This is a genomic window from Marivivens marinus, assembly GCF_035969385.1.
Taxonomy (GTDB): domain Bacteria; phylum Pseudomonadota; class Alphaproteobacteria; order Rhodobacterales; family Rhodobacteraceae; genus SELP01.
Genome location: NZ_JAYKKJ010000001.1, coordinates 315,628 through 338,806 on the forward strand (window position 1 = coordinate 315,628; position 23,179 = coordinate 338,806).

At 63.6% G+C, this 23,179-nt stretch carries 19 protein-coding genes; 10 read left to right on the top strand and 9 right to left on the bottom strand.

The window, feature by feature from the left end:
* Nucleotides 1-179: 179 nt before the first annotated feature.
* From U3648_RS01635 to U3648_RS01645, 3 genes are read right to left on the bottom strand one after another with little or no spacing between them, the layout of a single operon-like run.
* Nucleotides 180-1,445, bottom strand: a complete 1,266-nt coding sequence (locus tag U3648_RS01635; RefSeq protein ID WP_420857491.1) for a vWA domain-containing protein — start codon at nt 1,443-1,445, stop codon at nt 180-182.
* A complete protein-coding gene (locus tag U3648_RS01640; protein ID WP_420857492.1) occupies nt 1,442-2,347 on the bottom strand; it encodes an AAA family ATPase in 906 nt (301 codons plus the stop codon). The genes U3648_RS01635 and U3648_RS01640 overlap by 4 nt, the downstream gene beginning before the upstream one ends.
* A gap of 50 nt (nt 2,348-2,397) precedes the next feature.
* Complete coding sequence (locus tag U3648_RS01645) at nt 2,398-3,291, bottom strand: LysR substrate-binding domain-containing protein (protein WP_420857493.1); 894 nt, start codon at nt 3,289-3,291, stop codon at nt 2,398-2,400.
* Between the two features lie 93 nt (nt 3,292-3,384).
* Here U3648_RS01645 and U3648_RS01650 point away from each other — a divergent pair, with 93 nt between their 5' ends.
* Both U3648_RS01650 and U3648_RS01655 read left to right on the top strand, forming a co-directional pair.
* Complete coding sequence (locus U3648_RS01650) at nt 3,385-4,584, top strand: acyl-CoA dehydrogenase (RefSeq protein ID WP_420857494.1); 1,200 nt, start codon at nt 3,385-3,387, stop codon at nt 4,582-4,584.
* A 90-nt stretch (nt 4,585-4,674) separates the two neighbouring features.
* Entirely contained in the window at nt 4,675-5,604 is a 930-nt protein-coding gene (locus U3648_RS01655; RefSeq protein ID WP_420857495.1) for a phosphoadenosine phosphosulfate reductase, read from the top strand.
* 31 nt (nt 5,605-5,635) lie between these two features.
* Here the strand turns inward: U3648_RS01655 and U3648_RS01660 are convergent, their stop codons facing one another.
* From U3648_RS01660 to U3648_RS01680, 5 genes are all read right to left on the bottom strand, one after another.
* On the bottom strand, nt 5,636-6,313 hold the full coding sequence (locus tag U3648_RS01660; RefSeq protein ID WP_420857496.1) for a Crp/Fnr family transcriptional regulator: 678 nt from the start codon (nt 6,311-6,313) through the stop codon (nt 5,636-5,638).
* On the bottom strand, nt 6,310-9,207 hold the full coding sequence (locus U3648_RS01665) for an ATP-binding protein (RefSeq protein WP_420857497.1): 2,898 nt from the start codon (nt 9,205-9,207) through the stop codon (nt 6,310-6,312). Before U3648_RS01665 ends, U3648_RS01660 begins: the two co-directional genes overlap by 4 nt.
* Nucleotides 9,208-9,232: 25 nt before the next feature.
* Complete coding sequence (locus tag U3648_RS01670) at nt 9,233-12,199, bottom strand: NAD(P)-binding protein (protein ID WP_420857498.1); 2,967 nt, start codon at nt 12,197-12,199, stop codon at nt 9,233-9,235.
* 367 nt (nt 12,200-12,566) lie between these two features.
* Nucleotides 12,567-13,484, bottom strand: a complete 918-nt coding sequence (locus U3648_RS01675) for a hypothetical protein (protein ID WP_420857499.1) — start codon at nt 13,482-13,484, stop codon at nt 12,567-12,569.
* Between the two features lie 239 nt (nt 13,485-13,723).
* Entirely contained in the window at nt 13,724-14,239 is a 516-nt protein-coding gene (locus tag U3648_RS01680; RefSeq protein WP_420857500.1) for a phage tail protein, read from the bottom strand.
* Between the two features lie 272 nt (nt 14,240-14,511).
* Between U3648_RS01680 and U3648_RS01685 the strand changes: the two genes are divergently transcribed.
* Nucleotides 14,512-18,534, top strand: coding sequence for a PKD domain-containing protein (locus U3648_RS01685; protein ID WP_420857501.1), 4,023 nt, complete (start codon nt 14,512-14,514; stop codon nt 18,532-18,534).
* A gap of 60 nt (nt 18,535-18,594) precedes the next feature.
* Here the strand turns inward: U3648_RS01685 and U3648_RS01690 are convergent, their stop codons facing one another.
* Entirely contained in the window at nt 18,595-18,909 is a 315-nt protein-coding gene (locus U3648_RS01690) for a hypothetical protein (RefSeq protein ID WP_129679017.1), read from the bottom strand.
* A gap of 232 nt (nt 18,910-19,141) precedes the next feature.
* On the opposite strand from U3648_RS01690, the gene U3648_RS01695 reads away from it, so the two are divergent.
* The 7 genes from U3648_RS01695 to sdhD all read left to right on the top strand — a co-directional run bounded on the left by U3648_RS01695 (nt 19,142) and on the right by sdhD (nt 23,179).
* Nucleotides 19,142-19,993: an HpcH/HpaI aldolase/citrate lyase family protein gene (locus tag U3648_RS01695; protein ID WP_420857502.1), complete on the top strand. Its 852-nt coding sequence runs from the start codon at nt 19,142-19,144 to the stop codon at nt 19,991-19,993.
* On the top strand, nt 19,990-20,538 hold the full coding sequence (locus U3648_RS01700; RefSeq protein WP_420857503.1) for an NnrU family protein: 549 nt from the start codon (nt 19,990-19,992) through the stop codon (nt 20,536-20,538). The genes U3648_RS01695 and U3648_RS01700 overlap by 4 nt, the downstream gene beginning before the upstream one ends.
* A gap of 5 nt (nt 20,539-20,543) precedes the next feature.
* The gene (locus U3648_RS01705) at nt 20,544-20,747 is read left to right on the top strand and encodes a DUF1737 domain-containing protein (RefSeq protein ID WP_129679020.1); all 204 of its coding nucleotides are present in this window, start codon (nt 20,544-20,546) and stop codon (nt 20,745-20,747) included.
* The gene (locus U3648_RS01710) at nt 20,744-21,772 is read left to right on the top strand and encodes a MaoC family dehydratase (RefSeq protein ID WP_420857504.1); all 1,029 of its coding nucleotides are present in this window, start codon (nt 20,744-20,746) and stop codon (nt 21,770-21,772) included. The genes U3648_RS01705 and U3648_RS01710 overlap by 4 nt, the downstream gene beginning before the upstream one ends.
* Before the next feature lie 16 nt (nt 21,773-21,788).
* Nucleotides 21,789-22,205, top strand: coding sequence for a GFA family protein (locus tag U3648_RS01715; protein WP_420857505.1), 417 nt, complete (start codon nt 21,789-21,791; stop codon nt 22,203-22,205).
* 196 nt (nt 22,206-22,401) lie between these two features.
* Nucleotides 22,402-22,797, top strand: coding sequence for a succinate dehydrogenase, cytochrome b556 subunit (sdhC, locus tag U3648_RS01720; RefSeq protein ID WP_420857506.1), 396 nt, complete (start codon nt 22,402-22,404; stop codon nt 22,795-22,797).
* A 10-nt stretch (nt 22,798-22,807) separates the two neighbouring features.
* Nucleotides 22,808-23,179: a succinate dehydrogenase, hydrophobic membrane anchor protein gene (gene sdhD, locus U3648_RS01725; protein WP_129679023.1), complete on the top strand. Its 372-nt coding sequence runs from the start codon at nt 22,808-22,810 to the stop codon at nt 23,177-23,179.

A 23,179-nucleotide genomic window follows, 5' to 3' on the forward strand; every position in this document is an offset into this window, starting at 1 on the left:
GTTTCATCCAGCCAAAGCATAAGATTCGGTTGCAAAGAACGGTTATTTTTCCTGTGAGCGGTAAAATCCGACATTTGTGATCACAGTTTTTGAAAGTGTGATCACAAAATTGGGGTGTGAGCGGCTTTGGGGCGTTTTTGCCGGGAATCGCCGCCCATCAGGGCAAAAGCGACGGCAAATCACCCCTGATCGCGCAACGCCGCCATATAGCGCGGCTTGTCCCCGGCGTCCCGCGCTGATCCGATCGCCTGTGCCAGCCCCTGAAGCGAGGCAATGTTGTGCCCCGCCCGGAAGCTGGTCACATGCGGCAGCATGGCGCGGATGCCGGAAGCCTTGGGCGCAAACCCATCCCAGCGCAACAGCGGGTTCAGCCAGATCACCTGCCGCGCCGAGAGAGACAGCCGTTCCATCGCCTTGTCCAGCCCGCCGTCGGGGTCGCGGTCCAGCCCGTCGGTGATCAGGATGACCACCGCGCCTTGCCCCAGCACCCGGCGCGACCAATCCCGGTTAAAGGCGCGGATCGCCCCGGCGATGCGGGTGCCGCCCTCCCAATCCTGCGCCTCGGCCCCGGCGGCGCGCAGGGCGGCGTCCACGTCGCGCCGGTCCATGTGGCGGGTGATGTTGGTCAGCCGGGTGCCAAAGGTAAAGGCATGGACCCGTGCCCAGCCCTGCCCCTTGGCATTACTGACGGCGTGGACGAAATGCAGCACCGCGCGGGAATAGGCGGACATCGACCCCGAGATATCGCAGAGCACCACAAGGTTCGGGGGCCGTTCCCGCCGCTTGCGGGTGACGAATTCGGTGATCTCTCCACCGCGCCGCAGGCTGGCGCGCAGGGTCCGCCGCCAGTCGGGCAGGGGGCCGGGCCGGGCCATCGTCCGCCGCGACTGGATCGGGCGGATCGGAAGGGTCATCCGGGCCAGCATCCGTTTCGCCTCGGCCATTTCGGCGCCGGTCATCTGTTCGAAATCCAACGTGCGCAGCCGCTCTTCGGCAGAGGCGGTCAGGCTGGCGTCGATGTCGATCTCAACCGCTTCGGTTTCGGGCGTGTCACGGGGTTTGGGCACCTCGCGTTCCTGCCCGTCCAGCAGCGCCTCTGCCGCGCGTTTCGCGCCGGGGTTGGCCTGTTCCTCGTCCTGCACGCCGCGCACGGCGGGCCGCAGGAAGGCCATCATATGTTCAAGAAAGGCCGGATCGCGCCAGAACAGGCGAAAGGTCTGGGCAAAGACCTGCCGGTGTTCGGGGCGCGACACGAAACAGGCGTGCAGGGTCCAGTAGAAATCCGCCCGTTCGGTAAAGCCCGCAACCTGAACCGCCCGGATCGCATCGGCCACCCGCCCCGGCCCGACAGGCAGGCCCGCCCGCCGCAACGCCCGCGCGAAATGGGTGATGTTGTCTGGCAGGCGGCCGTCGGTTTCGGGCAGGGGGGCGTCGGCTGCCGTCATGCGCCTTCAAGACCGGCGCGTGCCTCGTCCAGAATGCGCTGCGCCTCGGTTCCTTGCAGGCGTTGAATGTCGTCCTGATATTTCAGCACCGCGCCCAGCGTGTCGGCAATGACCTCGGGCGAGAGGGCGACCACGTCGAGCGCCAGAAGGCATTTGGCCCAGTCGATGGTCTCAGCCACGCCGGGCCGTTTGAACAGGTCCTCGCCGCGCAGCCGCTGGACAAAGGCCACGACCTCGCGCGTCAATGCATCGGCCGCTTCGGGGACGCGGGCGTGCAGGATCTCCATCTCGCGGTCAAAAGTGGGATAGTCGACCCAGTGATACAGGCAGCGCCGTTTCAGCGCATCGTGCACCTCTCGCGTGCGGTTTGAGGTGAGGATGACGATGGGCGGCTCGGGGGCCCTAATGGTGCCCAGTTCGGGGATGGTGACCTGAAAATCGGATAGGGCTTCCAAGAGGAACGCCTCGAACGGTTCGTCGGTGCGGTCGATCTCGTCGATCAGCAGGACGGGGGCGCCGCCGGGCTGCGGGCGCATGGCCTGCAACAGGGGGCGTTCGATCAGGTAGTCTTCGGTGAACAGCTCGGCCCTGAGCAGGTCGCGGTCGGCGCCGCCAGCTGCCTCTGCCGTGCGGATCGCGATCATCTGTTCGGCGAAGTTCCATTCGTAGACCGCGCTGGCCGCATCCAGCCCTTCGTAGCATTGCAGCCGGATCAGACGCCGTCCCAGCGCGGTGGCGATGGCCTTGGCGATCTCGGTCTTGCCGGTGCCTGCCTCGCCCTCCAGAAACAGCGGCCGCCCGAGTTTCAGCGACAGGAACCCCACGGTGGCCAGCGCCCGCCCGCAGACATAGCCCTGCCCGGCGAGGAGGTTTTGCACGTCGTCGATGCTGTCGATGGTCATGGCGGTCCCTTTGTCTGGCCCGGTTGATGCTGCATCTGCCGCCCGCGCGGTCAAGTGAGGCGAAAGTCGCAGATCCAGTCGCGGAAGGTGCGGAAGGCGGGAATGTCTTCGCTGCGGTCGGGCCAGGACAGCACATAAGGGGTTTCGGTCAAGAGCGACCGGGCCGAGGCGCGGGCGAGTGTCCCGGCAGACAGGTCCTCGCCGATCAGGACCTCGGGCACCAGCGCCACCCCCATGCCCGCCCGCGCCGCGGCCAGCACCATGCCGAACTGTTCGAACCGGGCGCCGCGGGCGATGGTGATCGGGTCCAGCCCCGCGTCAAGGAACCAGTCCCGCCACAGGTTGGGCCGGGTCGCCTGCTGCAAGAGAGGCAGCCGGGCCAGCGCGGTGTCGCTGAGCGGTCCATCGGGCAGGAGGCGGGGAGCGGCGACCGTGACCAGCCGTTCTTCGGCCAGCATCCGGGCGCGGAGGCCGGGCCGCCCCCGGTGAATCGCGAAGTCCTGCGGCGCGGTGGTGAAATCGACAGCACCCAGTGCGGTGGACATGTCGAATGTCACCTCGGGCGCGACCTGCGCGAATTCGGCCAGCCGGGGCATCAGCCAGACCGCGCCAAAGGTGGGCAGGCTGGCCAGCCGCAGAACGTCGCGATGACCGCCGAAGGACATGACGGTCAGGGCGGTCTGGTCGAGATCGGCAAGGATACGTTCGGCATCGCGCAACAGGGCCCGCCCGGCGTCCGAGAGCACCAGTCGCCGCCGCACCCGGTGAAACAGCGCGACGCCCAACCGTGCCTCGAGCGTCGAGAGGGACCGGGAGATCGCGCTTTGGGTCAACCCAAGCCCCTGCGCGGCCTGCGTGGCGCTGCCGCTGCGGGCGGCGGCGGTGAAGGCCTCAAGCTCGGGCAGGGTGGGGGTGTAGGCGTGTCGCATGATGGGATAAATCATGAGCAATACTCATCAACCCGTAAACCCTTATCATTTGAAATTGGTCCCCTTGGCGCGTATTCATGCGCAAACCTGCGAAAATGGAGTGACCCCATGGCCAATGATGCCCCCGCCCTGTCGACCTTCTCGTGGGAAGATCCGTTCCTGCTTGAGGCGCAGCTGACCGAAGACGAGCGGATGCTGCGCGATGCGGCCAAGGAATTTGCCCAATCGACCCTGCAACCCAAGGTGATCGAGGCCTATCGCAACGAAACCGTCGATCCCGGCGTGTTTCAGGAGATGGGCGCGGCGGGGCTGTTGGGTGCCACCATCCCCGAAGAATTCGGCGGGCTGGGTGCCGGATATGTCACCTATGGGCTGATCGCCCGCGAGGTGGAACGGGTCGACAGCGGATACCGGTCGATGATGTCGGTACAATCCTCGCTGGTCATGTATCCGATTCATGCCTATGGCACCGACGCGCAGAAGCAGAAGTACCTGCCGGGACTGGCTGCCGGGACGCTGATCGGCTGTTTCGGCCTGACCGAACCCGATGCGGGGTCTGATCCGGCGGGCATGAAGACCACAGCGAAGAAGGTCGATGGCGGCTATGTGCTGAACGGGTCCAAGATGTGGATTTCCAACGCGCCGATCGCAGATGTTTTCGTGGTCTGGGCCAAGTCAGAGGCGCATGGTGGCAAGATCCGCGGCTTTGTCCTTGAAAAGGGGATGAAGGGCCTGTCGGCGCCGAAGATCGGCGGCAAGCTGTCGCTGCGGGCCTCTGTCACCGGCGAGATCGTGATGGACAACGTGGAAGTGCCGGAAAGCGCCATGTTCCCCGAGATCGAGGGGCTGAAGGGGCCGTTCGGTTGTTTGAACCGCGCCCGTTTTGGCATTGCCTGGGGCGTGATGGGCGCGGCGGAATTCTGCTGGCACGCGGCGCTGCAATACGGGCTGGACCGCAAGCAATTCGGCAAGCCGCTGGCGCAAACCCAGATTTTCCAGCTGAAACTGGCGAATATGCAGACCGAGATCGCACTGGGCCTTCAGGGCGCGCTGCGTCTGGGCCGGATGATGGACGATGGCAGCGCCGCCCCCGAGGGCATCAGCCTGATGAAGCGCAACAACTGCGGCAAGGCGCTGGATATCGCGCGGATGGCGCGGGACATGCATGGCGGCAACGGAATTTCGGAGGAATTCCAGGTGATCCGCCACATGGTCAACCTTGAGACGGTGAACACCTACGAGGGCACCCATGACGTGCATGCGCTGATCCTTGGACGGTCGCAGACGGGGCTTCAGGCCTTCTTCTGATCGCTGTCGCAAAACGGGCTTTTGATTCGCCAAATTTCGCCCCAAAGTCTATCTATGGCTGGTGCAAAGGGCCGTATGTGGCCTGGATTGGTGAGCAGTATGAGCGAAGTGATGACAGCCATTGGCGACGGGTTCGCCGGCCTTGGTGTTGAAGACTGGTTTGAGGCCGTCGACGACCGGGCCGAAGAACTGGGCTATTTCGAGCCCCTTGGCGCGAAGCTGGGCGCTGCGTTCATCGACGCGGGCCCAAAGCTGCTGGTCACATTCGAAAACTACGAGCGGATCGGGCGCACGAACAAGGCGCTGGTTCCGCTTGGGTTTACCTTTGCCCAAACCGAAGGCTGGTCGGTTCTGACGATCCTGTCGGATACTGATACCCCTTATCGCGAAGATCGTCTTTACCGGTATTTCGACCGGCTTGTAGACGATGGGTTCTTTGAGGACTTCGAGGATGTTCTGTTCTTCGGCGAACATCTGGCGGGCTATGCGGCGGCGGCCTATTCTGTCGCGGCGCCGGGGTGCCGGGTTCTGGCGCTGCGTCCCGTCGCGTCGGCCGACCCGTCTGTGACTGGCTGGGATTCGCGGCTGAAACCGCTGCGGCGGGCCTGTTTTACCGACCGCTACGGCTATGCCCCGGATATGTTGGAAGGGGCGCGGCAGGCCTGGATCGCTGTTGATCCGGTGGAACAGTTCGACGCGATGCATGTGGCGCTGTTCCGGGCCCGGCATGTCGCGCGGCTGCCTTTGCGGCGGTTGGGTGCCTTTACCGCCCACACGTTGGAAACGATGGGCATCCTGCAACCGATGATCGCCGCGGCGATGGATGGATCACTGGACGATCTGGCGATGGCGCGGCTGTATCGGGCGCGCCGCACCTCTGTTGCATATCTGCGGCGACTGGTCAGCCGCCTTGCCGCCGTCGGGCCAAAGTCACGGGCCCGCAAGGCTGCCGAGGCGGTGCTGGCGCTTGGCGACGACCCGCATGTGGCGAGGGCGCTTGACCATCTGCGCGACGGCTAAGGCGTTACAGAATACCTGCATCCCCTAAACGCTAAAGCACCTCTGACAAAAGGTCTGGATTCCGGATTTCAATTTTCTGACGCGCGGATTTGATGGCGCCGCGCTTGGTCAGCTTGGTCATGGTCCGGCTGACCATTTCCCGGTTGGCCCCAATGGACGCCGCGATTTCCGCATGGGTCGGCGCCCCTTCGATCACCGCGCCGGGGCGCAGGCAGTCGCATTGCAGAGCCAGCCGGATCAGATAGGAACAGACCCGTTGTTCAATGGAATAGGTTGTCAGTTCCTGGGTCTTTTCGGTCAGTGTCCGGATCCGGGCGACAAGGTCGTGAATGACCCGCTGTCTGACTTGGGGCACACCATCCAGCAGAGCAAGGAACGACGCCTGTGGCAGGTGGAGAACCCGGGTCGGGGCCTTGGCGAAGGCGGCCAGAGACCGGGGCCGATTGTCGAAAGCAGACAGCTCGCCCAACATCGACCCGACGGGAAAGCGGGTAAAGACGATTTCGCGTCCGTCTTCGGCCCAGTAGACGGCCAGAAGAGCACCCGAGATCAGGAAATAGACATCGTGACTGTCGTCTTCCTGTCCGAAGATGGTTTGTCCGGCGCTGAAGGACTGTTCGCTCCACCCCAGATCGAGCCGGTCAAGATCGGCTGCGTCGATCCCCCGTAGGAGCGGCAGATCGTAGGACAGAAGCTTTTGCCCGTTCACGCCGCGCTCTCCTGCTGATCGGCCAAAAGCCGTTGTTCCCAGAGCCGGGCGCCCTGAGCCCGCGCCGCGTCCAGCCCCTTGGCCCGCGTCTCGGCCGCTTCGTCGGTGTGGCCGGCAGCGTCGCAGTTGCGGGCATGAAGCCGCAGGATTTCCGGATACCAGCACAGAAGGCGCGACGCGGCGCAATCCTCGGCGGCTTTGCGAGACATGTCGCAGGCGGTTTCGATTTCGCCCGCGCGGGACAGGGCCTGTGCGTAGACCGCACTGAAGTAAGAGGCGCCGATACCGGACCCGATCGCATCGAGCGTATCCATCTGCGCCTTCATCGCGGCGCGGCCTTCGGCGCTGTCCTGAAGGGTTTCATCCATGATCCCCTGCCAGACCCGGCCGATGACCTGCCAGAACAGCGCGCCTTGCGCGTCGGCCTCGGCAATGCCCTGTTGCAGTCGGGCAAGCGCCTTTTCCGTTTCGCCGATATAGAATAGCGGCACCGCCCCCCAGATCAGCGCATAGGGTCGCATCACCGGAATGTTCAGAAGGTCCTGGTGCCTGTCGGTTTCCTCGATCAGGTCCGGGACAATGTCGGGGGTGCCGCAGATAGCGCGCGCCACCGGTTCGAACATCTGCGCGGCGGCAAAGATATCCATCCCGTAGCGGGCGATCATGATCCCGTGGCGCGGCAGGTCGTAGATGTCCCGTATGGCGGCGATATGCGTGAATTGTTCCGCGAAATCAACGGCGTAGAAGCATTTGCAGTTCTTTGCCGCAAGCGACGCAAGCTGCACCTCGGTCATGTCAGTTTCGTTCGACCGGCCTTTTGCGACGTCATCAAGGAGGTCGCAAAAGGATTCCGACCGGTCCATGTCGCCTGCGATAATCGCGTGCGAAAAGCTGCCGAACAGCGCCGGGGCGCTGGTTTGCGACGGCCGGCCAGAGGCGCGCGCGATGTTGAGCACTGATTCAAAGGCCTGGCGCACAGGTGCCGCGGCGAACCCCTGCATCTGCATCAATATCGACCCGAGCGAGGTCTGGCAGGCGATTTCAAGGTCAGTGGTGTCAAGGTCGGGCGGGGACGTGCGGCACAGGTCCAGCGCCATTTCGGTGTGGGCCTGTGCGTCGGCCATGGCGCCTTGCAGAAGTGCTGCCTGACTGGCCTGCAGGAATCCGAGGATTGCAGGGGCAAAGGCCCGGGCCTTTGCATGGTGCGCGGCGACCATGGCGGGGTCGCGGGCGGCAATGTCCGGGAAGCTGTTTTCGAAGATTCCGGCAAGCCGGGCGTGAAGCTCTTCTCGTCTGCGCCGCAGGATACCATGATAGGCCGCCTGATGCAGCAGCGCATGCGAAAACATCCATTCATTGGGCCCGATCCTGTCGATGACCCCCTGATCGGACACATGTTCAAGCCGGGTTTCGATATCGCCATCATCGTCTGCAAGTAGCCCAAGGATATCGGACCGGAACCGCCGCCCGATGATCGCGCCGGATTGCAGCAGTCCCCGTTCAGGGCCGGTGTTATCAATCCTTTCGACCAGAAGGTCGGAGAGGGTCGCGGGCACGCTGGTATCGCCAGCAGATGTTCCACGCTTGAACAGCTGTTCCAGAAACAGCGGGACGCCCCCCGCCATCTCGATCAGTCGGTCGGCCGTGTTTTCGTCAAGCTTTCCGTTTCCGAGTACCGACAGGAACTGACGCGATTCGGTTTCAGTCAGGGGTGGCAGCGTGATGATCTGAAGAGTTTCCGGGTCGATGAGGTTTTCGATCCGGGTGCTTTCCCGGCTGGTCAGGACAAGGCGGATACCATCCCGGTCCGGTGCACCAAGGATCGCCTGAAGCACCCCGAACGAGGCGTTGTCGAACCAATGCAGGTCTTCGACGATGATCATCCCACCACTGACCGGCAGGCTGGATCGGATCGCCCGCCAGATGCTTTGTTCGATCAAGGCTTTCACGGCCGTATTGGCCTTTTCCACCAGAAGCCGCTGCCCATCGGCCACGCCAAGTACCAGCGCAAGCGCAAGCCGGTCCTCGGCATCAAGGGATGGAAAACGTGCCTCCAGGCCGGCAAGGCCTTGGCCGTTGTCATCCAGCGTTTCGGCGAGCCATTGGCGGAAAGGGAAATGGTTGGAATTCGGGTGCAGCCCGTCGCCGCTGATGACACAGACTTGTGTCGCTTCGGTCCCGATCGCGCGGGTCAGGGCCGATTTCCCGATTCCCGCTTCGCCGATGATTAGGCAGGGCCGGTCGGTCCCGCGCAATTTCGATAGCTGGTCGGTCCGGCCAACGAAATCGGCCTTGCGGGACCATCGCGTCAGGTTCCGCTTGGGGCTTGCCCGGTAAATCGCATGAGCTTCGGAAAACCCCTTGAGCGGCTGCGGGGGCAGGGGTTCGATCTGGAATGTGTCGCGCAGAAGGGCGCGCGTTTCTTCCGCAATCAAGACATCGCCGGGCGATCCTTTTTCCTGAATGCGTCCCGCGAGGGTGGTGACAAGACCGGTGACTGCCGGGCGTCCGGTCAGGTCGCTTTCGTGGCGGGTTGCGACTTCGCCGGTGGCAACGCCGGCCCGGAGCCTGACCATAGATTGCTGGCCGGTCGGGGGCGCTATGGGCGCAATCGCGGCAAGTGCGGCATCGACCGCGCGGGAGGCGGCGAGTTCATCCGCCGCGTGTAGGCCGAAACAGGCCACGACCCCGTCGCCAAGGTATTCCGTGATCGTGCCGCCACGGGATTCGACGATGTCGCGGGTCCGGTCGTAATAGGCCTCCAGCCAGTTCTGCAGGTCTTCCGCGTCCGTGGTGTTGGCCAGTTGGCTAAAGCCGACGATGTCGACGAAAACCACCGTAATCTGGCGCCGTTCGCCAGATGTCGCTTTCACACTTCCCAGGTTTTCGGTCACATCGTCCCCCCTACGATACACCGGCCTAGGGCAGTCTGGACTGCGCCTTGGCCAATCGGGCCAACCGCCCGCTGTCAAAGGGATTTGACAGCGTCCAGCTGGTCCAGATCCGGAAGGCGCCGGGCAGGTGGTTATCCGGATTGGCCTGATGTCCATCAAGCCGGATCGGATCTGCCGCCATGCGCCCTGCCGGAAGATTTGCGTTTTCCCCATCCAGCACGTCGATTTCGGCATGGACGCCCGCAACATAGGCGGAAGTCAGGTTGAAGTCGAAGGCAGAATATTGCCAGCCGCCGAATTTGCTTTGGGTTACCACGACCTGTTCGGCCAGCGCCTGAACATGGCCCGCGGTTGGAAAGTCCGTCAGGGGCCGGGCAAAGTCGCGCTGATTGTAGCGGCCGGACCAGATCGGCGTCCCGTCGGGGCCAGCCACCTTGTAGCTGTTGTGCCCCATGTCCAACTGGCCCATCCGTTTGTTGTAGCCGTAGCACCAGACCCCGGTCAGCTGCGCCAGCCGGTTGTTGAGGTAGAGGTTCGGCAGATAGCTGAACACCCCTTCCTGCCCTTCGATCTGGACATAGTTGATGGCGATAATCGCCTCGAAATAGTTCCGGTAGCCCAAGAGCTTCGGCAGAAGCGACAGCCGGACGCCCATCTGCTGGTTGGCGAGCATGGCGACCGGGTGGGTGCCATCGGGGGTCAGGGCCTGCGGATGCAGGCTCATCCCCTTGGGCAATACCGCCTGAAGCGCCTTGGCATCGACCGCGTGGAAGCTGAAGAACCCGTCGATTTGGCCGGTGGCAAAGACCGGCGTGAGTGGCCAGGGCGCGACCTGCGCATAAGGGCTTGCCAGTTTCGGCGCATCGGTCGGCCCGGCATCGGGGCCAAGGTCCCCTTCGCCGACGATTTCGATATCGGCCCCGGTAAGGCCCCGGGCGCAGCCAAGGCCGGAAATCGTCGCGGCCTCGACACAGCCCGCGTTGATCCCGCAGCGGGTCCAGTCCCCGGCCAGATAAAGGTTGGCAAAGCCCGATCCATCGGGGGGCAGCCGGTATTGAACCGAGTTCGGCACCGACATCACATAGCGTTCGGAGCCATAGAAGTTTTCACGGAAATACTGGTTTTCGAATTTCTGGGCCGGGGTCTTGGCGTCGTTGTCGTGCAACAGGGAAAAGTCGAACTTGCCCCCCTTTTTCGCCTTGGGCCACAGCCGGACAAGCTGTTCGTTGGCCCAGGCCTTTGTCCGTTCCTGCATGGTGCCGTCGGCCACGCCCGCGTCTTCGGCGGGAGAGCAGAAATAGGCGATGGATTTCGGCGGCGGGTCGGCCCAGTCCTCGCGCCCGATCAGGTCGGTCATATCGGCCCATGTGTCCAGCGGTTCGGCAAAGCTGGTCATCACAGTCCGCAGGTCGATCTGGTCGCCGTCGTTGTATTTCCGGACGAGGTCGTTCCAGCCCATGTCTTCGGGCGTGGTGTCCATCCAGAATTGGGCGGCATGGGTCGAAACGGTCTGAACCCGGTCCAGCATGGCGCGCCAGCGGGGAGAGGCCACGGCAAGTTCCGGCGTCATATAGTGCAGCGATCCGAGCGAGGCCCCGAGGATCACATCGTCAAAATCCTCGCCCCGTTTCAGGGTATAGCTCCGTCCGGTCGGCGCGGATTTTTCGCATTCAAAATCGACCCCGTCCTTTTCCAGTTTCTTGCCGTTCTTCAACTGATCCCAGAACGGCTCTGACGGCCAGCAGGGCAACCCCTTCACGTCGAAGAGCGGATCATAATCGCCGCTTGTCACCTCGGCCTGTTCGACCATGTCGATGGCTTCGATGTAGTTGCCGCTGTCATCAAGGCTCAGGTTGGTCGCCGCGTTAAAGAATTTGAACTTCACGCCCCGATGCTTGAGGATCTGATAGTAAGGGCCAAAGATGGTGTCGCCCATCCCGGCCATCATCTTGTAAAACAGCGCCCCCTTGAAGCAGAAGGCCAGCCGCAACAACCCGCGGATCGCGGTACCGGCCCCGACGCTGCGGTCGTCGGTCACGCCGCCCGGATAGCCGAACACATAGTCATAGCAGCCCCGGAATACCGCGGAATAGACCGCGTCCTTGGGCGCGCCGTAGTGCAACAGCCATTGGCTGATTTCCCAATCGTCGATCGCGTCGAACCCGGCGCGGAACAGCCCGCTGTCGATTGTCCCCCGGAAGAAGGCGGTCGACAGGCTTATCATGATGTGCAGGCGCCGGGACCAGTCGCTGGTGGTTCGGGCATCCAGCCCCTGTTCGTGAAACCATGTCTGGGTGTGGCGGGCAAGGTCGGCCATTGTCGCCTGATGCGACAGGCTGTGGTCAAAGGCGTTGCGCGGGATCTTGGTGGCAAAGGCGTGCAGGGTATGGAACGGGGACCGGGCGGAATGGCTGGCCCCGACCGCCTTCAGCGAGGTGTGGAACCGGTCCGGCACCTGATGGAGCATGTCGTGCCCGACCTCGTCGAGCATCTTTTCCATCTCGCCCTTGATGAAATTCAACAGTTCGATGAAGAATTCGAACGGGGTCGGGATGACCCCACCGTCGCCGGGGGTGGCGCCGTTGCCGTAGAAATCGACCCGCCAGGGGTGGAGTTCGGATGTCCCGTCCGCCGCAGGGACCTCCTCGGCCAGCATGAAATGGTTCAGCCCGGTGAAGGCCTTTTCCAGCGTTCCAAGCGGGGCGTCGGGGGACCGCAGGCCGGTCTTGTTCAATTGCTCGTAACAGTCGCGCATAAGGCGAAACCCGTTGTCGTAGAATCCGGCCCAGATATGCAGCCCGTGTTCTTCGATCCGGCCACCCTTCTTGGCGTTCCTGCCGCTGGCCCCCTTGCCACCTAGACGCCAGCCCATCTGGTAGAGGGTGATGTCGTAGTCATCCTGCCAGTTCGGCAATTGCGTGATTGCATAGGTCGCAGTGATCGCGCCGACGCCCCCGCCGATTACGGCGATCTTCTTCGGTGTCTTCCCCATGATGTGTCCCCATCCCTGTTGTCATTGGTCCGGCGTGTCGCCCCTGTTCTGGCGTCGCCGGTTTATCGTTGTTGTGCCGTGCGGCCGGGCCGGTCTTGCGGCGATTTCGGTTCGATCGATGTGGGCGGAACACGGCAACCGGCCCCGCGCAGACGCAGGCCCCGCTGTTCCGCTGCCCCATCCGACGCGGTGTCCATTGTCTGCCCCGTCGGGCAGGTGTCGCCTGTCAGAGTGCCGGTTTTCCGTAGTAAAACCAAGATATTTGTGGTGTTGATCGCCCGGCCCAACCGGGGCTTCCCCGCCATGATCGCGGTCGCGCAGGTGGCAGCCCATCTCTGTGGCTGAACGGTGGATGCTGGTCCAGGTGTCATGGCAGGGCCTGTCGATTTGGCACGGCCAGTCGAAGCACATTGGCGCCGGGGCCATCCAGGGTTTCCCGCGGTGGGCATCGTTCCTGGATCGTCGTGACCATTGCGGACCATGCGGCGCTGGCATTGTCCAGTTCGGCAAGGTCGATGATCCGCGCGATATCCCGCGTTGGTCCGGCGGTCAGGTCTTCGATCTGGGCGCGAAGAAGCCCCAGTGCATAGCCCCAGATGCCCGGAAGCTGGCCCATTTCGGCGACGGTCTTGTCGGCCCCAACCCGGGCTGAGGTCGAGGCGGAGACGGCAAGCGCATAGACGTCGCTGGCTGTCGTGACTGCTAGCCTGGCCTCAACCTCCGGTCGCAGCGCGACAGGCACTTTGCAGAACCCGATCTGCCGGGTCAGAAAATCATCGGGACCGAGTGCCGAGCCGGACGCGCCGTTCGACAGCGCCTCGAGAGCGGCGCGGTCAAGGGCGGCGGTGGCGATAAGTTTGATGACCTTTCGGTTGCCGCGTCGCAGGCGGTCTTCCATGTCCTCCACGAGGGCCTTGAGTTCCTCAAACAGGTTGATCGCCCGCTGGCGATGCTGTGGAGTCGCAGCGGTGCCGGACCGCGCGACGTCGGACCGGAGAGCCCGCAGCGCATCGACTCTGTATAGGAATTGTCGATGATGCGCCGTGACCAGCGGCACCAGATCCTGTGCAAGGGTTTCGCAAACCGTGGCGGTCCAGTCCTGTCCGGTCGCAATTGCCTGTCGCAGAGCCTGAACCTGCGGTCCGGTCAGGTCGTGATGCTGAACCCCCGCAAGGAGGACCGGAACCACGTGACCAATCACCCCCGCGTAGACGGAAACCGTTTCGCCCACGGCAGCGGCGCGAGAAAGCGCAACTTCGATCTGTTCGATGTCGGGTGCGATCATCAAAACCTACCTTTGTCCGGCCTCCCAGCGCCTGATGGCCTGTCCAGGGGCCGCCATGACGGGAGAAACAAAAGGCGACCCCTGGCCCGGAGGAGGGCAGGACGAGGGTAGCCGCTGGCGCGGGCGGCGTTTGTGACTCTCGACACATTGGCGGTCATGATTTCGGCCCACCGCTGGGGGCGGTGGGCCGAAACTCGCCGGGCGGCGGAGAGTGGAGCGAGAACGCCGCGCCAGAGAGATCAGCTGCGCGACGGGAAGACACCTTCGAGCGCGATGATGTAGTTGATGCAAAGGGTCGGCTGCATGTTGTCATGCGAGGTGCCGCCGCCGGTGCTGCCGATACTGGCAGGGTTCATGGCGACGTTCGGCGTTTCGCTGCCGGGCACGTAGATGTCCGCCGGGCCAAGGCTGCCGCCGTTCTGCGCGCGGGCGCCGGGGGTGCCGGTCGATGCCGCGTTCAGGCTGTGGCTGTGGGGCGGCAAGTTGGCAGCGGTCAGCGTCACGTGCTCCTCGCCGAACCGCTGGCCGATTTGGCGCGGCGTCAGGCCGGGGCCAGTGCCCGCATGGCAGGGAACCCGGCCGCGCAGGTCAGGAAGGGCGAAAGTGGTCCGCCCGTCGCCGCCGTAGGTCGTTCCCAGCAGGCTGAACAGGGCCGAATACTGCGCAATCGGCAACAGTTGCCCATCGCAGAACGCCCAACCGCGCGGCGCGAAGTTTCCACCAAACAACATGATCTGTGCAATAAACGGTTCCATGACCTCTCCTATCTTGTTCACGGGCCCGCCTGCCGGGTCCAGTTTTCCTGCTGCCACTGTTGTCCGGGGTCGCGGTGAGATTCTGTGTTCCACCGCACAAAGCATGACTTTTCCCTGCGGCGAGAAAAAACAGGGTTAAGGCCAGTCTGCACCGGGGGCCATTGTGTCAAACCGCACAGACCTGAACGGCTGCCCACCCTACCCAGAAAGGCAAAGCCCGAGGTGCGCCCGATCGTGCGGCGCCACGGGATCGTTGTCAGGGGAGTTGGACGATGCTTGGTAAATTTGGACAGGCTGCGGTGCTTGGGGCAGCGTTGATCGGCGGTTTTGCCGGGCAGCAGGCACAGGCCTTTGGCGGGGGAACCCCGGTAGAGATGCTGACCTACGGCAACGTTCCGGGGACAGGGGTGGATGACGATTGCCCCAACCGTTGGCTGGTCTACTACAACGGAACGACAGTCGATGCCGAGATTGGGCTGAGTTCGGGCGGAACGACCGGCTATTGGGTCGAGGGTGAGGCCTTTTACATCGGGAATTATCAGGCGACGCGCGATCCCATTACGGCAGCGACAATCGACACCAGATGTGGGGACCTGTCGAATGTCGTCATGATCACCTCTGACGGAATCGAGCCGGCGAACGAGTCCAACGCAGGTTTTGTGAACGAGGATTACCACGGGATCGTTTTTGAGGCCGACCACACGGACGGCAACCGCTATCGTTATGAAATCGCGATCAGCGGGGCGACGAACACGACCGTCATCAATACCAAGACACAGGTCGCCAGCAACACGATCCCCACCGCCGAGGCGGGCACGAACCAATCTGTTGCGCCAGGCGCTGCGGTGACGCTCGACGGGACCGCATCGGACCCTAACGACGTGGGCCAGACCCTGACCTATTCATGGAGCCAGACCGGCGGCACCAATTCGGTTACCCTGTCCAGCACCACGGCGTCACAGCCGACCTTTACCGCGCCGGTCCTTGGGGCGGCAGACCCGGACGACAGCCTGATTTTCACGCTGGTAGTGAATGACGGGACGGACGATTCATCGGGCGATTCCGTTGTCATCAATGTCCAGAAATCGCTGAACGCCGGGCCGACCGCAGATGCTGGAACGGATCAATCCGTTGCAAGCGGGTCGAACGTGACCTTGACCGCCAGCGCCTCTACCGATGCGGAGCCGGGCCAGACCCTGACCTATGCCTGGGTTGAGCTGAGTTCGGAAGGTGTGACGCTGACCGGGGCGGCCACCGCCGGTCCGACCTTTACTGCGCCGACACTGAACATTGGTGACCCGTCCAAGATCCTGTCGTTCCAGGTGACGGTCACAGACCCCTATGGCCTATCGTCGACAGACACTGTCCAGATCACTGTCAACGCTCCGGGGAACACTGTCCCCACAGCGAATGCCGGGTCGGATCAGGTTGTGCTGTCGGGGGCGTCGGTGACGCTGGATGGCACGGCGTCGGACCCGAATGATGCGGGCCAGTCGCTGACCTATGCGTGGTCGCAGATCGGCGGGGTCAATAGCGTCACCTTGTCCAGCACGACCGCGGCGCAGCCGACCTTTACGGCGCCGCCCCTTGCCATAGGCGGGCCGGGCGATGTGCTGACGTTCCAGTTGATCGTGAATGACGGGTTTGCGCCATCGGCCGCGTCGACCGTTCAGGTATTCGTAAACGCGCCGGCGAATACGGCCCCCACCGCTGATGCGGGACCGGACCAGTTGGTTGCCTCTGCCGCCTCGGTGACGCTGGATGGCACGGCGTCTGACCCGAATGACACGGGTCAATCGCTGACCTATGCGTGGTCGCAGACGGGCGGAACCACGGTCAGCCTTTCCAGCGCCTCGGCCGCGCAGCCTACGTTCACCGCGCCGACGCTGAACATCGGGGATGCGGATGCGGTCCTGACCTTCGAACTGGTCGTGAATGACGGGGTCGATGATTCCGCTGCGTCTTCGGTGACGATCACCGTTGATGCGCCGACCAACACGGCCCCGACTGCGAATGCTGGGGTGGACCAGTTGGTGGCCTCTGCCGCATCTGTCACCCTGGACGGGACCGGGTCGGATGCGAACGACGCTGGTCAATCGCTGACCTATGCGTGGTCGCAGACGGGCGGAACGACGGTCAGCCTGTCCAGCACGACTGCCGCGCAGCCAACGTTCACCGCGCCGACGCTGAGTATTGGGGACTCGGATGCGGTCCTGACCTTCGAGTTGATCGTGAATGACGGAATTGACAGTTCGATCGCGTCGACCGTGCAGATCACCGTCGATTCCCCGGCCAACACGGCCCCGACCGCGAATGCGGGACCGAACCAGACGGTCGCCGCAGGGGCAAGTGTGATGCTGGACGGGACCGGGTCGGACGCGAATGACGTTGGTCAATCGCTGACCTATGCTTGGTCGCAGACCGGGGGAACGACGGTTAGCCTGTCCAGCGCCTCGGCTGCACAGCCGACGTTCACCGCGCCGTCGTTGAACATCGGGGATGCGGATGCGGTACTGACATTCGAGCTGATCGTTGACGACACCTTTGACACCTCTGGTGCCAGTTCCGTCCAGATCACTGTCGAAGCACCGTTGGATACAGAAGCACCGGTCATCACGCGCCCCGCCGACTTGGTGGGTGAGGCAGGGCCGACTGGCACCCGGAGCTTTACCTTCGCGGCGCTGGTGACGGACAATCACGACACGGTTGTAACGCCCGTCTACACGCTGAACGGGGTTACCATCACCAGCCCGCATGATTTCCCGGTCGGGGCGAATACCGTCCTGATCAGTGCGCAGGACGCGGCAGGAAACATAGCAGCGCAAGAGGCCTTCGATGTCGTCGTGACGCCTGCGGTGGCCCCGGCGATGCCTGTCATCGTATCCACGACCGTGAACGGGGATCAGTCAATCACCGTGCAGGGCACCGCCGAGGCGGACAGCACGGTGCGCGTCACTTTCCCCGGCGGGTCCTTTGTCGAGGTTACGGCGACCGGGGGCGCATATTCGGCGACCTCTGCGGCGGGTATGCAAAGCGGGACAGTTTCGGTGACGGCGGCGGACAGCCTTGGCAATACCTCGCCGGCTGCGGTGGCGAACGTGATCGTCGACACCACACCGCCGGGAGTGACCATCTCCGGGGTTCCGGCGACATTCACCGGAACCACCGCATTCGATATCACCATCGAATTCACCGAGGATATGACCGGGTTCGACATCGGCGACATCACGGTGGTCAACGGTGCGGCATCGGCCCTGACCGGCGGACAGGCAAGCTTCGGTGCAACTATCACGCCAAGCGGCACCGGCAATGTCTCTGTCTCGGTCGCGGCCGGGGTGGCGACGGACCTTGCCGGGAACGACAACCTTGCGTCCTCGGTCGAGGTTGCGTCGAATGCGACCCCGTCGGAAACCGAAGCGATGCTGCGCGCCGATGCGCAGACGCGGGCCCGCAACCTGATGGCGTCGCAGCCCAACCTTGCGGGTTTCCTTGCCGGTCGGAACGGCGGGTTTCAGGCGCAGGTGACGCGCGGTGCGGGCACCTTCAGCCTGTCGACCGATGGCAGCCGCCCGGTTTGGGCCTACCTGCAAGGCGCATGGAGCGAGACGGGATCGGCCGAGAGCCAATACCTGCACGGGGCCTTCGGGGGGCACATCATCAACCGCGACGATCTGGTGATCGGGGCAATGGTCCAGCTGGACCGGAGCCGGTCGACGGATGGTGATGCGTCGATTGATGCGGATGGCTGGCTGGCGGGGCCCTATTTTGTGGCGCGCGCATCCGGGCAACCGCTGGTCTTCTCCGGGTCATACATGGTGGGGCAGGCCGATCTGTCGATCAGCCCGCTGGGCACCTATACGGATCGGGTCACAACCGACCGGTCTCTTCTGACGCTGGGAGTGATGGGGGAATACGACGCGGGGGCGGTGACGATCCTGCCGAGCCTTGATCTGGCCCATCTAACGGAAAGCCAACCCGCCTATATCGACGGGGCGCTGAACCCGATCTCCGCCCAATCGCTGGCGATGACCGAAGCCATGGCCGGGCTGCATTTCGCAATGCCGGTGGCGGTGGGGACAGGCGACCTGACCCTGACCGGTGGGATCAATGCGATCCTGTCGCGGACCAATCTGGACGGCGTGGTCACCGAAGATACCCGGGGCCGTCTGGATATCGGGTTTGTCCATGCATCGGACACGGGCGTTCGCACATCGCTGCGGGCCTATCTGGATGGTCTTGGCGACGATGCCTATGAAAGCGTCGGGGCCGAGTTCCTTGTGGAGTTCGAGTTCTAGTTCAACAGTTCGAACCACGGGTGGCCGGCCTGTCCGGCCACCCATCCGCCGGGACCGTTGTCAGGCCGGGGCGTCGGTGTTGGGCAGACCTTCGGCGATCTGTTGATGCCCCTCGCCCGAGGCGACAAGACAGGTCGGGCCGCCGGGCGCGGTCATGGTGATCGTCCAGGTGCCGCTATCGAGGTTGGCAAAGACCTCGACCACCATGTTGTTTGAGGCCAGCCCGATCGACTGCCTGCTTTCCCCATAGCTTTCGGCAAGGAAGGTTACGACCCTTTCGTGGTCGGCGCAGCGCGCGGATTGGGCGGGGGCGGGCAGTGCGGCAAGGGCCGCGATGCCAAGGCCGAGGGAGAGGGTCATCAAGGTCCGGTTCATCTGGGCGCCTCTGTGTCATATGGTTCGGTCCGGACGCCTGATGGCCTGATGCCGATGCGCCGGAAGATGCATTGACTGTCCCCCGAGCATCGCAAATTAAGGTAAATCGCCCGTTACGGTGGCTCTGCAACAGAGGTCCTCCCGCGATTTTGCTGCGCTGCGGCGATTTTCCGGTTGAACGATCCGAAAAATTCTGGCCTTTTGCGCGCAACAAAGTTTCAAGGAGGATGTCATGTCGATCCGGCCGTTCCGATCAGCCCTTTATATTCCCGGTTCCAAGGACCGGGCGCTGGAAAAGGCGCGGGGCCTGCCTGTCGATGCGATCCTGTTTGATCTGGAGGATGCGGTTGCACCCGATGAAAAGGCCAACGCCCGCGCGACCCTTGCGGCCGCACTGGCCGACGGGGGCTATGGCAGCCGTTACCGGATCGTGCGGATCAACGCGCTGGATACGGACTGGGGCCGCGACGATGCTGCCGCCGTGGCCGCGATGGATTGCGACGCTGTGCTGCTGCCCAAGGTGAATGGCCCGGCGGATGTGGACGCGCTGGCCGCGCTGGTGCCGGACAAGCCGATCTGGGCGATGATGGAAAGCCCGCTGGGTGTGTTGAATGCCGCCGCAATCGCCGCCCATCCCCGGATCGAAGGTTTCGTTCTGGGCACCAACGACCTTGCCAAGGATCTGAACACCCGCAAGGCGCCCCGGCGCGAACCGCTGTTGTTCGCGCTTCAGGCCTGCCTGATGGCGGCCAAGGCGCATGGGGTGATCGCCATCGACGGGGTCTATAACGCCTTCAAGGACGACGACGGGCTGATCGAGGAATGCGAACAGGGCCGCGACATGGGGTTCGACGGGAAATCCCTGATCCACCCTGCGCAGGTCGAGATCACCAACCGCGCCTTCGCTCCGACCGAGGCCGAGATTGACCTGGCCAACCGCCAGATCGCCGCCTTTGAAGAGGCAGAGGCGCAAGGGCTGGGCGTGGCTGTCGTGGATGGTCGGATCGTCGAGAACTTGCATATCGTCACCGCCCGCGCGACGCTGGCCAAGGCAGCGGCAATCGCGGAACTGGAGACGCAATGACACTACTTCTTCTCGGGCTGGCCCTTTGGTCCGGCGCGCATCTGTTCAAACGGCTGGCCCCAGCGGCCCGTGCCCGCATGGGCGACAAGGGCAAGGGACCGATCGCGCTCGTGCTTCTGGCCGGGCTGATCCTGATGGTGATCGGCTATCGGGGCTGGGATAGCGCGCAACTCTGGTATCCGCCGGCTTTCCTGACCCATGTGAACAACCTGCTGATGTTGGTGACGGTCTATCTGTTTGCCGCCGACGGGATGAAGACGCGGGCCTGGGCCGCGATCCGGCACCCGCAACTGACGGCGGTGAAGATCTGGGCGCTGGCGCACCTGCTGGTCAACGGCGATCTTGCCTCGGTCGTGCTATTCGGCGGGCTTCTGGCCTGGGCGGTGGTGTCGGTGATCCTGATCAACCGGTCCGAACCGCGCCCCGTCCGTGTCGCCACCGGGTCGATAGCCAAGGAACTGGGCCCGGTTGTCGGCGCGGTGCTGGTCACCGGGGCAATTGGCGGCCTTCACTACCTGTTCAACCTGCAAGCCTTCGGGGGGTGACCGGAATGAAACTCTATCGGCTTCTGACGGAAGAGGACACCTCGGCGTTTTGCCACAAGGTGTCCGAGGCACTGTCGAAGGGCTGGGAGCTGTATGGCGACCCGACCTATGCCTTTGATCAGGCCAAGGGCGTCATGCGCTGCGGCCAGGCCGTGGTGAAAGAAGTGCCGGGCGACTACCATCCCGATCTGAAACTGGGGCAGCAATGACCAAGACCAATCCGGGCCGTTTTTTCGAAGATTATCACGTTGGGCAGGTGATTCGGCACGCGGTGCCACGGACCGTGTCAGGGGGCGAACGGGCGCTGTATCACGCGCTTTATCCGGCCCGGCATGCGCTTCATTCCTCGGACGCCTTCGCGCTGGCCTGCGGGCTGGACCGGGCGCCGCTGGATGATCTGATCACCTTTCATACGGTGTTCGGCAAGACGGTTCCTGATGTGTCGCTGAACGCGGTGGCGAACCTAGGTTATGCCGAAGGGCGCTGGCTGCATCCGGTCTATCCCGGTGACACGCTGACCGCCCGGTCCGAGGTGATCGGGCTGAAGCAGAATTCCAACGGCAAATCGGGCGTTGTCTGGGTGCGGACCACCGGCAGCAACCAGCATGGGCGCGATGTGCTGTCCTATGTGCGCTGGGTGATGGTGCGCAAGCGCGACGCGGACGCTCCGGCCCCTGACACCGTGATCCCGGAACTGGCTGATGTTGTGAGGGCCGAGGATCTGATCATTCCCGCCGGTCTGAACTTTGCCACCTATGATTTCGAACTGGCCGGTGAGGCGCATCGTTGGGGCGATTATGCCGTTGGCGAGGTCATCGACCATGTGGACGGTGTCACCCTGGAAGAGGCCGAACACATGATGGCCACCCGCCTGTGGCAGAATACCGCCAAGGTGCATTTCGACGCCACCAACCGCGAGGATGGGCGGCGGCTGATCTATGGTGGGCATGTGATTTCGCTGGCGCGGGCCTTGTCCTTCAACGGGTTGGCCAATGCGCAGGTGATTGTCGGGCTGAACGGGGGGGCGCATGCGAACCCCTGTTTCGCGGGCGATACGGTGCGCGCCTGGACCGAAGTTCTGGACAAGGCCGAAACCGGCGCGCCGGGCGTCGGCGCGATCCGGCTGCGGCTGGTGGCGACGAAGGGGGCGGCCGGGGCGCTGAAGGACGAGGACGGAAAATATCTGCCCGAGGTCTTGCTTGATCTCGATTACTGGGCCTTGATGCCGGCGTAGTTGCCGGAGGCCTGTAATGCCCGACCTGACAGGAAGATGCGCCTGTGGTGCCGTCACCTTTTCCGTTGAGGCGCCAAAGACCTATGGCGCCTGCCATTGCGAAATGTGCCGCCGCTGGACCGGTGGGGTCTGGATGGGCGTGGTGTGCGAAAGCGAGCCGGAGGTGACCGGCCCCCTCAAGGTTTGGAAATCCACACGGATTGCCAGCCGTGGATTTTGCCCGGACTGCGGCAGTTCGGTCTGGCACCGCCCCCGGCGTGCAAAGTTCCCAACACTTGGCCAAGGGCTCTTCGATGACCAGGCGGGCTGGACCATGACCCGGGAAATCATGGCTGAGGACCGCCCCGACCACTATGCCTTTGGGACAGGTGCAAAGTCGTTTACAGGCTGGGGCACTCTTTGGGCGGTCGTGACTGGTCGGCTCCCCAAGTAGAATCCAAACGCGCCAACTTCTGTGATCACACTCTGGAAAAATGTGATCACAAGGCGGTATTTTATCGCTATCGCCCGTCGAATTCGTGGGATTTCGCCCGACTCCGTGCGTGACTCGGGTGGGAAAATCCTTCAGAAACGGGAAGACGGTGGGCGGCCTGCGTGTCGCCTGCGACGAAGCCGAGAAGGAAACCGACATGGCTGAGCAGACTTCGGGGCCGGGCGGGGTAGAGCGCCCGCTTTCCCCCCACATCCAGATTTACCGCTGGCACATTCCCATGCTGACCTCGATCCTGACCCGGATCACGGGCAATGCGCTGATCGTCAGCGCCGTTCTGGTCGTCTGGTGGCTTCTGGCGGCGGCAACCAGCCCGGAATATTACGCCGTGGCCGACGCCGTGATCACAAGCTGGCTGGGGGATATCGTGATGACCCTGTCGCTTTGGGGGATCTGGTATCACTTCCTCGCCGGGTTGCGGCATCTGTACTACGACGCGGGCCACGGGCTGGACATTCCGACGGCGGAAAAGCTGGGCTGGGGCCTGCTGATCGGCTCGGTCGTCCTGACCGTCCTGACGATCATCATCATCTAAGGGGGCCGAGATGCGTTATCTGACAGACCGCAAGCGCGCCGAAGGCAAGGGCGCAGGCCACAGCGGAACCGAACATCACTGGCACATGCAGGTCAGCGCGGTGGGGCTGGCCCTGATCGTGCCGACCTTCCTTTATGTCTTTGGTTCGGCCCTTGGCGGTACCCATGACGAGGTTCTGGCCACTTTTGCCCGCCCGATCCCGGCGATCCTGACCGGGCTGGTTCTGGTCTTCGGCCTGCTGCACTTCAAGAACGGCGCGCAGATCATGATCGAAGATTACTGGCGCGGCACCACCCGCAAGGCGGCGCTGATGTTCACGACCGCATTCACCTATGGCCTGATCGCGACCGGGCTGTTCGCGCTGGCGAAAATGGCGCTGTAA

Coding starts and splice junctions, on each gene's coding strand:
- U3648_RS01635 (WP_420857491.1), bottom strand. CDS start 1,445: ATGACGGCAGCCGACGCCCCCCTGCCCGAAACCGACGGCCGCCTGCCA.
- U3648_RS01640 (WP_420857492.1), bottom strand. CDS start 2,347: ATGACCATCGACAGCATCGACGACGTGCAAAACCTCCTCGCCGGGCAG.
- U3648_RS01645 (WP_420857493.1), bottom strand. CDS start 3,291: ATGATTTATCCCATCATGCGACACGCCTACACCCCCACCCTGCCCGAG.
- U3648_RS01650 (WP_420857494.1), top strand. CDS start 3,385: ATGGCCAATGATGCCCCCGCCCTGTCGACCTTCTCGTGGGAAGATCCG.
- U3648_RS01670 (WP_420857498.1), bottom strand. CDS start 12,199: ATGGGGAAGACACCGAAGAAGATCGCCGTAATCGGCGGGGGCGTCGGC.
- U3648_RS01675 (WP_420857499.1), bottom strand. CDS start 13,484: ATGATCGCACCCGACATCGAACAGATCGAAGTTGCGCTTTCTCGCGCC.
- U3648_RS01680 (WP_420857500.1), bottom strand. CDS start 14,239: ATGGAACCGTTTATTGCACAGATCATGTTGTTTGGTGGAAACTTCGCG.
- U3648_RS01685 (WP_420857501.1), top strand. CDS start 14,512: ATGCTTGGTAAATTTGGACAGGCTGCGGTGCTTGGGGCAGCGTTGATC.
- U3648_RS01690 (WP_129679017.1), bottom strand. CDS start 18,909: ATGAACCGGACCTTGATGACCCTCTCCCTCGGCCTTGGCATCGCGGCC.
- U3648_RS01695 (WP_420857502.1), top strand. CDS start 19,142: ATGTCGATCCGGCCGTTCCGATCAGCCCTTTATATTCCCGGTTCCAAG.
- U3648_RS01700 (WP_420857503.1), top strand. CDS start 19,990: ATGACACTACTTCTTCTCGGGCTGGCCCTTTGGTCCGGCGCGCATCTG.
- U3648_RS01705 (WP_129679020.1), top strand. CDS start 20,544: ATGAAACTCTATCGGCTTCTGACGGAAGAGGACACCTCGGCGTTTTGC.
- U3648_RS01710 (WP_420857504.1), top strand. CDS start 20,744: ATGACCAAGACCAATCCGGGCCGTTTTTTCGAAGATTATCACGTTGGG.
- U3648_RS01715 (WP_420857505.1), top strand. CDS start 21,789: ATGCCCGACCTGACAGGAAGATGCGCCTGTGGTGCCGTCACCTTTTCC.
- sdhC (WP_420857506.1), top strand. CDS start 22,402: ATGGCTGAGCAGACTTCGGGGCCGGGCGGGGTAGAGCGCCCGCTTTCC.
- sdhD (WP_129679023.1), top strand. CDS start 22,808: ATGCGTTATCTGACAGACCGCAAGCGCGCCGAAGGCAAGGGCGCAGGC.